This is a genomic window from Solibacillus merdavium (genome assembly GCF_014836935.1).
In the GTDB taxonomy this organism is placed as follows: Bacteria; Bacillota; Bacilli; order Bacillales_A; family Planococcaceae; genus Solibacillus; species Solibacillus ferritrahens.
In genome coordinates, this window is the sequence record NZ_JACSPW010000002.1 from 140,784 (window position 1) to 153,147 (window position 12,364).

Here is a 12,364-nt window from a genome sequence, read left to right on the forward strand (position 1 = left end):
CCTAGTCACCTCATCATACTTTTATGAAACTTGTATAATCATTTTGAACAACATCTTTTTTCAGAGCATTTAACTGCTCCGTGACTACCTCTTCAAAATATTGTGTCATCTGTTCTCGACTCCATTTATCTTCATATTGAATTGGTTTTCCGATATCAATCCACACTTCAGCTTTTCGTTCATTCCGAAATGTATAGTAAAAAGTTATAGGAACGACCGAAATACCTTTCATTTGCTTGGCAATCATTGCTGCACCTTGTTGAAAGTAAAGTGGCCTTTGTTCTAAATGCCATTCCTTTCCTTGAGGAAATATACAAATATTTTTTCCATCCTGTAATAGACTTTTCGTATAGCGGATGGATTCTATAATATGTTTCGGGTTTTGTTGATTAACTGAATACGCACCTATCCATTGAAAAATTGGGAATTTCTTTATTCCCTGCTCATCTACCATGACAAATAGATTTGGAATATATCCCCTTTGTTCCAATTCAAACAAAAGCAGACCATCCCACCAGGAACTGTGATTAGCAATATATAGTGCATTGCTGGGCATAGGGAAATCCGCCTTTATACAAATATGAGCAAAACTTCGCTTCATCAATTTCTGTTGGACGAACCGAAACATTCTCATAGCAACTTTATTCTTTTTAGCTACTCGCATATTGCCCCTCTTTTCGAAGTGAGAATATTAAAAAGAGAAGTGCTGTCACAACTATTGTACTGGCCAAATATATTCCATTCATTAACCCAATTAAAGCAAACATGATAATAATCAGGATATACAAAAGAACGAGTCGATCCTGCCAAACTTTATTCACTTGTGAAACAGAAATGAATGATAGAATTATATGAATGCAAAAAGCGACAATAAACCAGCCAAAAAAGTTCGTCCACGGAATGTCATAGTATATTCCCGGCTCGTGCCATATCCAATATTGTTTTGCTTTATAGGCTACTGGATCTAATATTAAATCCATCGTAAGCGCCAAAACACCACCGAGTAGTGCTCTTAAAATTATATTTTGCACTCCAAACTTCATGATAATAGCATGACCTGTCGCAATAACCATTACCCATGCGAAACCGATTGCAACTGGAACCCCCATAACATTCGGTGCAAAATAATTTGAATACGTATAATCACCAAACAAAAATTGACTAGATGATCCATAGTATTCAATGATGAATGTAGACACAAATATTCCAACAAATATTAAGAAGCCCAATTTAAAGCGGAAATGAATGAGGAAATAAATTCCTCCTAATATTCCGGATGTAATAATAAATATACTATTCGACCATTCCAGCCAACTGGGCAACAAATCAAAGCCAACAAGTACTACTCCGCATATGTACCAAAAAAGAAAAAAGTAAAATATGTAATCTGCAATACGCATTTTATTCACTCCCTTATTAAACTATTATTTCCTTTTTTCCATTATATTCACTTCTCATGTAACCCGTAAACAAATGCGATTTCGTTTCAAATAAAAACCGAAATGGATGTTAGGTTCCATTTCGGTGTATAGATCTTACATTTAATTTGCTGTTGCCTGTTCTGTAAAGCGCGGATGTGCCCATAGTTCACGCCATTTAATAAATGATGTTATGACAATAATTAAACCTAGCGTTAACATGATGATGGATAAAATTCCATTTAAAATATTGTATCCACCAGCCATGCTGTTCCAGTAGACATTTTTCACCATCCAGAATCCTGCTACGTTTACTGTAATATATAAATATACTAATGGAATAAAGCATGTTAATACGTAAATGCGTTTATCTGCAACCTTCAGTACGAAAGTTACACCACATACTAAACCGATCGACGCCATTAATTGGTTGGATACGCCGAATAATGCCCAGACGGATGCAATATCCCCGGAATTCAGTAAGTAGCCCCACATGATACAGGCCAGGGCGCTCGCACCGATTGCACCGGGCAGCCAATCGGTTTTCTTTAATGGCTTATACACATTTCCTAAGAAATCTTGAATTAAGTAACGAGCAGTACGTGTACCTGCATCGATTGCTGTTAATATAAATACCGCTTCAAACATAATCACGAATTGATAGAAATATGCCGTTAAATGACTGAACCATTCCACCCCGGCAAATATTGATGCCATACCGACAGCAAGCGTTACCGCGCCCCCTGTACGTCCTTCTAAATCCATCCCAATTGCTTCAGATAATGCAGGTAAATCCACTACAGACATTCCTAATGTCGCAAATTTTTCAGGTGTTGAGTTAATTGCAAAATAATCTCCAGGATGTAAAACCGTTGCTGCTATTAGAGCCATAACCCCAACGACACATTCTACGAGCATTGCCCCAAAACCTACAACACGAATATCTTCCCAGCGATCTAGCATTTTCGGTGTTGTTCCTGAACCGACAAAAGCATGGAAACCGGAAATCGCACCACAGGCAATTGTAATTGAAACGAAAGGCCAAACAGGACCCGCAACGATTGGTCCTCCGCCACCTAAAAAGTCAGGGATAATTGCTGGAAACTGAATTGTAGGATTAATAATAAATACCCCGATAATCAAGGCAATAAATACACCTATCTTCATAAAGCTACTTAAATAATCACGTGGCGCTAATAAGAACCATATTGGTAAGGCTGCCGCAAAGAATGCATAAATTGGTAATAAAATTGATAGTGTTTCACGATCTAATGTTAATACCTCACCGAGCCAAGTTCCTTGAATCGATGGACCGTAGAAGACAGCCGCTACGAGCAAGACGACCCCTAAAATAGTAGAGAGCTTCAAGTTACCCGTGAACTTATTAATTAACCCCATCAGCATAGCAATAGGAATTGTCGCTGCAACAGCAAATGTTCCCCAAGGATTTTCTGCTAATGCACCTAAAATTACCATTGATAACCCTGCCATTGTAATGGTGATTATGAAAAGCATTGCAAGACCTGTACAAAAGCCCGCCACTGGTCCTAACTCTTCACGCATAACTTCAGACAATGATTTTCCGCCTTTTGTCATCGATGCAAATAGTACGACTGCGTCATGGACTGCTCCTCCAATAACGGCACCGATTAATAGCCAAAGATAACCTGGCAAATAACCGAATTGTGCAGCTAAAATTGGTCCTACTAATGGACCTGCAGCTGCAATAGCCGCAAAATGATGCCCGAATGCTACCCATTTATTTGTCGGTACATAGTCTTGTCCGTCATTTTTTTCATGAGCAGGTGTTGGCTTGTCTTCATTAATTTTTAATACTTTTTTTGTAAAGAAAATACCATAAAATCGATAAGCTATTACTAAAATACAAATAGCCCCTATAACTAGTGTAATTGCATTCACTTCTCTTTTCCTCCTAAATTCTATTTTGTTGTAATATAACAATATCAAAAAAATCCTCTGTTGTACTACAAAAATTAAAAATTAACAGAAAATTTTGTGTAATAGTTATTTTAACGTACAAAGTTACAAAATTGAATACATTTTCCATTTAATAAAAAGATATTAAATATTTTTTTAAATAGAAGAAGAATTAATTTTTTTTTTTTTGGCTGTTATAATTCGATGATAAATTCTTATCTAACATGGCACTGTAACCAGGCACTCTAAGGGTTCACACCATGTTCAATTAAGATATATAATAAAAATCAATCATTTACTTGTAATATATTTGAAATATAATTAATGTTTAATAAATGTAAGGGTGGGAATTAAACTAATAAGCTTAGCAATAGGCTTAAAAAATATTCTAGGAGGATGTTAGAAATGGCTAATAACAATCGTAACCAGAACAACAATGGGAAAATGACAGTTCAAGAAGCCGGTCGTAAAGGCGGAGAAGCTACATCCAATAACCACAACCAAGAATTTTATCAAGAAATCGGCCGTAAAGGCGGAGAAGCAAGTAATGGAAACAACAATGGCAATAACAATGGCGGCAAAATGAGCCGTGAAGAAGCTGGCCGCAAAGGCGGAGAGGCTAGCCGTAGAAATAACAGCAACAATAATAACAATTAAGACAATCAACATGAATGAAATCAAATAAAAATGAACAGTAAAATACGCGTATTTAATAAAAAGATGCTTGCCGTTGTATAAAACACGGCAGGCATCTTTTTTATGCATAAATAAGCACCATAACAAGCTTCAAGACTATTTTTCACTTCAAAGAAATAGCATATTACATAAAATTGTAAACAAACAATTTGAAATTATTCAAAAAAAATTATATATTACTTTATGTTCATTTATAAAAACAAATATTTTAATATAACTTATTTAATATAGAGAGGGAAATGACAATATTCATGCAACAATATACAAATCAATATCTTAAAGAAATTATTCATTCTGCTATTCTAGCTACCGGCATGAATATTGAACTAAAGCAAGATTATACAGGTGTAAATATGAGTTATAACTTCATTACGCATATCGTTAGTTTCGATGCTAATCGTTTAGTAGAAGCTGCCGCAGAATTCTCTAATATTATACCTTTAGAAATATATATAAATGCATTAACACTCCACGAGTTGGGACATGCTATTGACAGACCGGCATTACAGGCTTCCCTGCCAAGAACAATTGATTTTTTTGAAATGAGAAATGAAAATTCTTTAAATGAAATCTATAATACACCTAGCCTTTTAAGTATGATTATTGAAGAACATATAATGAATATTGCCTTCGAAGAGACAGCATGGGTTAATGCAAAAATCCTTAATAATAAGTTACAATTAGTAAATACCGATACGTTTGAAAAAATAAAAAATCACAGTTTGTCCTCATACTTGAATAATTACAGAGAAGATTTAGCCCTATTTAAGAAAATTCAAGATGAAGCAGAACTTCTACCGGCATAATAATTTAGAAAATTTAAAAGAGCCTGGACAAAACGAAAAACATCCATTTTTCCAATGTATAAATGGATGTTTTTCTGCTTCTGCCAAAATTGATTTCCGTTCCGGGGACGCTTTCCGGGGGCACGGCCTGAGCCTGTAGTCTCAGGCGTCGTGCTGTTCCCCCAGGAGTCGCCCCTTCACTCCAATCAATTCATATAGTATCAGTTTCTTAATAAGGATATTTCCCCTATACAAACAAATTACTACTTATGTCCCAGGCTCTTTTTTCGTTGCATTTAGATTTCAATAACAATAGGTAAAATCATTGGTTTTCTCATTTTCAATGTAAATATATATTGATCTACAGCTTTCTTAATCGCTTTTTTCATAGCAAAAGGATTAGATTCCTTAAAGTTCATTACTGCCGCTTTTGAAATCTCATTTATATCATTTATTAATGCCTCGGATTCTTTTGCGTAAACAAAACCTCGTGAAATACTATCTGGTCCCGAAATAATCGAACCATCATATTGACTGATGGTTACAACAATTACGAGCATGCCTTCCTCTGATAGCTGCTTGCGATCGCGTAGTACAATCTCCCCCACTTCATCGCTGCCAACACCATCTACATACGTATCTCCTGCAGTAATGGCACGAGTTTGCCTAGCTTCAGCATTTTTAATATCGACAATTTCTCCATTTTTAAGAATAAAGGTATTGTTGTAATTAACACCAACTGCTTCTGCAAGTAATCGGTGGATATGAAGCATGCGATATTCTCCATGAATAGGGATAAAATACTTCGGTTTCATAAGTGTCAGCATCATTTTTAAATCTTCCTGATAGCCATGACCAGATACATGCATTCCGGTTACACTGGAATTTCCATATACAACTTTTGCACCAAGCTGAAATAAATTATCAACAATTTTAGAAACGTCCTTTTCATTTCCCGGTATTGGCGAAGCAGCAAAAATCACCGTATCTCCCTGTACAACTTTCACATCACGATTTCGACCCGTTGAAAGACGGGATAATGCTGCTAGTGGCTCTCCTTGGCTACCTGTACATAATACAACTATCCTCTCTGGAGGAAGTTCTCTCATATCCCGTGGTTCAACTAACATCCAGCCTGGGATATCTAAATAACCAAGTCGCATTGCTACAGAAGTAACGTTTACCATACTCCGACCAAGCAGTACAAGTTTTCGGTTCGTCTTTTTTGCTGCTTCTACAATCTGTTGAATTCTATTTACATTGGAAGCAAATGTAGAAATAAATACTTTGCCTGTCGCTCTTTGAAATTCTTCTTCTAAATGGCTGGCAATAATTTGTTCAGAAGGGGTAAACCCTGGTCGCTCAGCATTTGTACTTTCGGATATTAGCGCTAACACCCCTTCTGTACCGATTGCTGCCATCTTATGAATATCCGAAACTTGATCGTTTACGGGAGTAAAATCAAATTTAAAATCTCCAGTATGGACTATTTTCCCTTCTGGAGTATCAAATACAATACCTAAACAATCAGGAATACTATGGCTTGTTTTAAAGAATGTTACAGACAAATGTTCAAAATCAATACGAGATTCAGCATTAATCTCATTTAAAACAGTATCGCGTAAAAGTTTATGTTCCTTTAATTTTAATTCGATTAATCCAAGAGTAAATCGTGAAGCATAAATAGGCATATTTAACTTCTTTAGCATAAAGGGAATGCCGCCAATATGATCTTCATGCCCGTGCGTCACAACTAAAGCTTTTATTTTATGTCTATTTTCCTCTAAATAACTTAAATCGGGAATAATCAAATCAACTCCCAATAAACTTTGGTCTGCAAATTTTGCACCACAGTCAATAATTACTAGCTCTTCTCCATATTCAATGACATACATATTTTTTCCGATTTCATTTATACCACCTAAAGCGAAAATGGAAAGTTTATTATCGGTATTTAGCAACTTTTATTCCTCCTGTTCGCATCATAAAAAATAGTATTGCCTATACGGTATGAACTATACGAGAACAGAGATTGAAGTCATGAAATATTTTGCGTCATTTCGTTCATACTAACTAAGAAAGGATTGATAATGATGCTAACAGAAAAACAACTTGCGAAATTAAAAAAACAGCTGATCGAACAAAAATCAGAATTAATCGGTGATGAAAATGAAAATGAACTACTTGCCCGCGCAAGCTTACGTGATTCAACAGATGAATTATCAACAGTAGATAATCATCCGGCAGATTTAGCAACTGAGTTATACGATCGCGAAAAGGATATGGCGCTAAAAGTCCATAGTGATGATCTATTGGTACAGGTAAATGCTGCTTTTGAAAGAATGGAGCATGGTACATATGGAGTTTGTGCAACATGCCATGCAGAAATTCCTTATGATCGCCTTCGCGCAATACCGTATACAACATTTTGCATTGATCATAGTGAAGCAAAATCAGTACCAACCGATCGTCCAATCGAAGAAGAACTGCTTCATCCTGCTGTAGACAATTCATTTTCAGATAGAGAAGATCATGATGAACTGCAAGATAATGAAGATTCGTTCCAAATCGTTGCTCAATACGGAAATTCGGATACACCTGCCGATTTCGAAGGAGATTATGACCATTACAATGATTTATATAAGGATAAAGATGGTGAGGAAATGTATTCGGCATTGGAATTCTTGCATGTCTCCAAAGAAGATCAGCTAAATGGGCAAATTTCGCAAAAGTACGCGGATGAAGCAAGCAAATATGACTATTTGGATTAACAAGTAATACTTAGTTATGGAGAAAGGCTGTGTTAAAAGTCAAATTGACGATTAACACAGCCTTAATCTTTAGACAAAAATATAAAAATATTATAAATGTGTAGTCATTTTATATAACTGGTCTGCGGTACTTGCTACGTCCCTAGTTTCATGTCCAATATTACTAATGACGCCACTTAAGTCCATAATATCAGATGATACTTGTTTAATTTGCCTTTCATTTTGATCAATCGCTTTCAAAATCTGATGAAATTTTGTTTGAGTATTAACCGAAACATCCAATCCTGAATCGACCCTTAATTGTACACCTTCAATCATATTAACCGCCGTTGTTGTTAGAGATGTGGATGTTTGGATTAAATCGGTTATATTTTCCACTGAATTTTTAGATTGCTCCGCTAATTTGCGAACCTCCTGAGCCACAACCGCAAACCCTTTCCCATGTTCTCCAGCCCTAGCTGCTTCAATCGAGGCATTTAATGCAAGCAAATTTGTCTGATCTGCAATATTTCTTACTAACGATACAATATTAATAATTTGCTCTGAGGATACTTTTAATTGGCCGATTAATCGACTCATTTCCATAGTACTATTTTTAATCTCCAGCATCTCTTTCTCAAGTTGAGTTACATTTTCTTTTCCAACCATTGCGTCTTCATGAATGTGTAGCACAATCTCTACATTTGACTCGATTGTCTGACTAATTTGCGATGTATGATTGTTAACTTGTTCAATTGATTTGTTTGTTTCTTCCGTTAAATCTGCAAGGTTTTGAATAATCGAAGAAAGATTGCCCTTTAATTCCTGCTTTACAATATTATATTGTTCACTTCGAAGTTTAATATTTTCCTTTTCATATTCTTCTAAAACTATTTGCATTTCTAAATTGATTAGCTTGGAAACATTTAAATTTATCTGTTCCCTTAGAGCAAGATCTTTTATATCTTTGCAAATCAATGTAATCATTACTTCCTGCAATTTTTGAAATGTCCCCATATACCATTTCGGGTCTAAGCCGATTTTAAAATGCATACTTGCCAGTTTTCTTTTAGCTTCAATTGTCTCATCATTAAATATCCCATCGAACATTGAAACAATATAGACATCTAGCAATTTCTTTAAGCGTTCGATTTTTGTCCGTTCCTCTATAATTTCCCTCAAGGATGATATCGCCAGGACACTTTCATAGAATACATCAGTTATAGTAGAAACGCCTTCTGCTATATAAGGCTGGTATGACTTGATTTGCCGTAAATTCTCTTCCTGAATACCTATCAATTTCATTTGCTGCTCTAATTCAGGTCTACTCGTAAATTTCATAATCGGCTCAAAATTTTGCAAATGCGCTAGTTGATCGGCTTTACCGTTGTCCGATTTTTGCTTCCACCAATTCCCCATTATATCCACCTCTTTTTTGTATAATCTTTGTATAACATTAAAGTGTTATTATTGTCAATTGATTTAATAAAAGCACCAAAACTATACAAAGGTTGTATAAAGTTTTTAAGTTTATAGTATAATAATATTTATATCAGTATTTTATGGAATAGTTTAGATTTTAATAATTAATTAAGAAAGGAGGATACATAATGGTTTCACATTCTTCGAGTTGGCAGTATAACATAACGCAAGTTTCTGAAATTACACAGCTATCTAAACAAGTTATACGAAAATGGGAAGAGCGTTACCAATTAGTGCAGCCAAAACGTTTGGAGAACGGGCACCGTGTCTATTCTGAAGACGACCTTCAGCAAATTTTAAAAGTGCGCAACCTTTCATTGCAAGGCTATTCCATTAAACAGGCGGTATTAATAATTCGTCAGCAACAGCTAAATAGTGATACTTTGCCCGTTAATACGGAAGAAGAAATGAATGACTATACAAAATACTTATTGCATTATGGACAGACGTGCAATGAGTTGGAATTAAATCGAATTCTCCAGCAAGCTACACATATATTAGGCTTGGAAAAATTTCTGTCCATTGTTGTTATCCCATTTCTAAAAGAGGTCGGTAATCGATGGGAGAACCAAGAGTGGACAGAGCATCAGGAATCGGTTTCCACAATGGTTATACGGGATTATTTAGTACAAATAAGAAGAAATTATTATTGCCATGAGGATGCACCACTTCTAATGTGTGCATGCTTGCCTGGAGAATACCATGAAGTGCCTCTTCATATTTTAATGCTACAGGCAATGATAAATGGTTGGCGCTCCTTTCTTGTCGGAAGCTCTCCTGCAATGGGTACAATAGAATCTCTAGTGACACAATTACAACCGAAAGTCGTTCTCCTCTCTGCAATTACTACAATACCGTTTGAGCTTCATCCGGATGTTTTACAGAGGTTAGATGAATTTGCAGCAAATCATCCTTCAATCCGGTTCTATATAGGCGGAGCAGGTTCACTTGAGTATTTAAAAAGTAATACGACTATTTCGATAGCGGTCGCTACGAATATCGAAGAAATACTGAAGGGAGAAAAATAAACTTTATTACAAATAAAAAAATACAGCCTGTTATTTTTGCAATAACAGGCTGTACATATTTTAAGGTTATTAAATTCTTACTCTTTCGGACTTAAATCTTCAATTGAATCAATGTCTACATAAGAAGGTACAACGAATCCATTTTGTGTACCCTCCAAGTTTTCACCTAAATCAACAATCTCATCTTTATGTTTCTCATAGAATGCATTGTGAGTTGATGGTAACCATGGTGCTACAGTAACATCCCCTTCACCTGTTGCAATTGCTTGGAACATAATTGCAGGATCAACGGGTGTAACTTCAACATTATAACCTAATCCTTCAAGGACAAGTTTGACTACACTACTTGATGCAAATTCAGAATCCCAAGGAGTTGAAATGACTTTAACCTTCTCACCATCAGCCTGGGCGATATCTTTTGTCCATTCATTTACTTTTTCTTCGTTGTTCTCAATCCAAAGAGCTGCAGCTGCATCAAAATCACCACTATTTTGTGCATCATACATCACTTGTTCCATATCTTCCGGCTCCCAATAGAAGCGATCCATTACTGTATACACATCTGGTAAGTCTTCTTCCAACCCTTTTCTTGCAAGTGTTTGAATATTTTCTGATCCACCTAAAACACCTTTAGGATCTTCAAGGATTTTTAAATCATAAGCCGAGAATTTCCAGTGCGGTGTCCAGCCTGTCACAATGACTGGCTCTTCATTACGAATTGCCTGTTCTAAAGTTCCAAGCATTCCTGCAGTTGAACTTTCCTGCAATGTCCATCCTTCCAGATTTTCATATTCATCTAATACATCTTGTGATAGACCTGTCAATCCAGCGCCGGGTTCAACTCCGACTATCGTATAGTCTACTTGTTCACTAAGGTTATTGTTATCTCCGTTTTCACTACTGCTACCGCTAGTATCATCTCCGCACGCAGCCAAAAGAAGTGCTGAAGAAACCCCTAAAGTCATCCCAAAGGTTTTAAATTTTTTCATCTTAAATATCAACTCCAAAAATATAATTTCGTCTGCTCCTTCAAAAGCAACAACCCAATTTTAACAAGAGGTTGTTACTAATGTCAAACGAGTACTCTATACAGACTTATTTTTTTGGCAGAGCGCTGTTATCTATATGAATAAGCAGTATATTGAACAAAAAAGAAGCATCTCCATGATTGATTTGCTCAGTCATGGAGATGCTTCTTTAAATAACTATTATTGTTTAATGAATTGTTGCGTCCAAATATTACCGTCCTTCACATACCCAACACCGATATGTGTAAAGTTTGCATTTAAAATATTTGCACGGTGACCTTCAGAATTCATCCAAGCTGTAACAACTTCCTGTGCTGTACGTTGACCTTTGGCGATATTCTCACCAGCTGCCTTATAGCTAATGCCTAGTGCTTTCAAACGATCAAATGGACTACCGTAAGTTGGGCTTGTATGAGAGAAATAATTTTTATCTTTCATATCTTGTGATTTTTCACGGGCTGCAGCCATTAATGGGGCATGTGTTTTAAATGGTTGTAAACCTGCTTTAACTCGCTCTGCATTTGTTAATTCTACAACCGCTGCTTCAATAGCATCAATGTCCGATGAATTAGATGCTACTGTGTTTGTTGGTTGTTTTGCAGGTGACTGAGTCGACGTTTGTGTTGTTTCAGTTGCTTTTGGTTGTTCTGGTGCTACTTCCTTCACTGGCGCTTTTGGCTGTTCTGATGTTGCTTCCTTTGCTGGTGCTTTTGGTTGTTCTGGTGTTGCTTCCTTCACTGGTACTTTTTGTTGTTCTGGTGTTGCTTCCTTCACTGGTGCTTTTGGTTGTTCTGGTGTTGCTTCCTTCACTGGTGCTTTTGGTTGTTCTGGTGTTGCTTCCTTCACTGGTGCTTTTAGTTGTTTAGCTGGCACCTCTTCAACAGTACCTTTTTCATTTTTATTGGAAACAGACTTTTTAACTTTTTTAATTTTAATAGAAATTTTTCCATCTTTAAAATTATCATTTTTAATTTCAATAAAGTTAGACACCGAGCTCCCATTAATAAAATATTTATTAGATGCTATCTTTTTATATTCAAAATTTTGAGTAGATTTATATTGTGGTGTCACCTCTTCTCCAGTTGTTGATGCTGCGTTAGCTGCTGGAGCTTGAGTAGCTAAAAGTGCAAATGCACAAAATGTGATAAAGCTTTTTTTCATTTTGTACGCCTCCTTTCGTACCCCTATCGTAAAATACTTTTTATTAAAATTTTTCACCTATAATTTGGTACGATACCC

At 36.0% G+C, this 12,364-nt stretch carries 11 protein-coding genes; 4 read left to right on the top strand and 7 right to left on the bottom strand.

Annotated elements, in window-relative coordinates; all coding sequences use genetic code 11:
* Positions 1–13: 13 nt before the first annotated feature.
* The 3 genes from H9632_RS03670 to H9632_RS03680 all read right to left on the bottom strand — a co-directional run bounded on the left by H9632_RS03670 (position 14) and on the right by H9632_RS03680 (position 3,338).
* Positions 14–556, bottom strand: a complete 543-nt coding sequence (locus H9632_RS03670) for a lysophospholipid acyltransferase family protein (protein WP_191702764.1) — start codon at positions 554–556, stop codon at positions 14–16.
* 94 nt (positions 557–650) lie between these two features.
* Positions 651–1,400, bottom strand: a complete 750-nt coding sequence (locus H9632_RS03675; RefSeq protein ID WP_191702765.1) for a carotenoid biosynthesis protein — start codon at positions 1,398–1,400, stop codon at positions 651–653.
* A 141-nt stretch (positions 1,401–1,541) separates the two neighbouring features.
* A complete protein-coding gene (locus H9632_RS03680) occupies positions 1,542–3,338 on the bottom strand; it encodes a carbon starvation CstA family protein (protein WP_191702766.1) in 1,797 nt (598 codons plus the stop codon).
* A gap of 423 nt (positions 3,339–3,761) precedes the next feature.
* On the opposite strand from H9632_RS03680, the gene H9632_RS03685 reads away from it, so the two are divergent.
* Together H9632_RS03685 and H9632_RS03690 are read left to right on the top strand one after the other, a co-directional pair.
* Positions 3,762–4,013: a KGG domain-containing protein gene (locus tag H9632_RS03685; protein ID WP_191702767.1), complete on the top strand. Its 252-nt coding sequence runs from the start codon at positions 3,762–3,764 to the stop codon at positions 4,011–4,013.
* Positions 4,014–4,303: 290 nt separating this feature from the next.
* Positions 4,304–4,858: an integrase gene (locus H9632_RS03690; RefSeq protein ID WP_191702768.1), complete on the top strand. Its 555-nt coding sequence runs from the start codon at positions 4,304–4,306 to the stop codon at positions 4,856–4,858.
* Positions 4,859–5,133: 275 nt separating this feature from the next.
* On the opposite strand, the gene H9632_RS03695 is transcribed toward H9632_RS03690, so the two are convergent.
* Positions 5,134–6,798: a ribonuclease J gene (locus tag H9632_RS03695; RefSeq protein WP_191702769.1), complete on the bottom strand. Its 1,665-nt coding sequence runs from the start codon at positions 6,796–6,798 to the stop codon at positions 5,134–5,136.
* A gap of 132 nt (positions 6,799–6,930) precedes the next feature.
* Here H9632_RS03695 and H9632_RS03700 point away from each other — a divergent pair, with 132 nt between their 5' ends.
* Entirely contained in the window at positions 6,931–7,608 is a 678-nt protein-coding gene (locus tag H9632_RS03700; protein WP_191702923.1) for a TraR/DksA C4-type zinc finger protein, read from the top strand.
* A gap of 90 nt (positions 7,609–7,698) precedes the next feature.
* On the opposite strand, the gene H9632_RS03705 is transcribed toward H9632_RS03700, so the two are convergent.
* Entirely contained in the window at positions 7,699–9,006 is a 1,308-nt protein-coding gene (locus tag H9632_RS03705) for a globin-coupled sensor protein (protein WP_191702770.1), read from the bottom strand.
* 191 nt (positions 9,007–9,197) lie between these two features.
* On the opposite strand from H9632_RS03705, the gene H9632_RS03710 reads away from it, so the two are divergent.
* On the top strand, positions 9,198–10,097 hold the full coding sequence (locus H9632_RS03710) for a MerR family transcriptional regulator (RefSeq protein WP_191702771.1): 900 nt from the start codon (positions 9,198–9,200) through the stop codon (positions 10,095–10,097).
* 77 nt (positions 10,098–10,174) lie between these two features.
* On the opposite strand, the gene H9632_RS03715 is transcribed toward H9632_RS03710, so the two are convergent.
* Both H9632_RS03715 and H9632_RS18770 read right to left on the bottom strand, forming a co-directional pair.
* On the bottom strand, positions 10,175–11,086 hold the full coding sequence (locus H9632_RS03715; protein ID WP_191702772.1) for a glycine betaine ABC transporter substrate-binding protein: 912 nt from the start codon (positions 11,084–11,086) through the stop codon (positions 10,175–10,177).
* A gap of 219 nt (positions 11,087–11,305) precedes the next feature.
* Positions 11,306–12,286 carry a CAP domain-containing protein gene (locus H9632_RS18770; protein ID WP_225223665.1) on the bottom strand — a complete coding sequence of 327 codons (981 nt, stop codon included), beginning with the start codon at positions 12,284–12,286 and terminating at the stop codon, positions 11,306–11,308.
* Positions 12,287–12,364 lie beyond the last annotated feature (78 nt).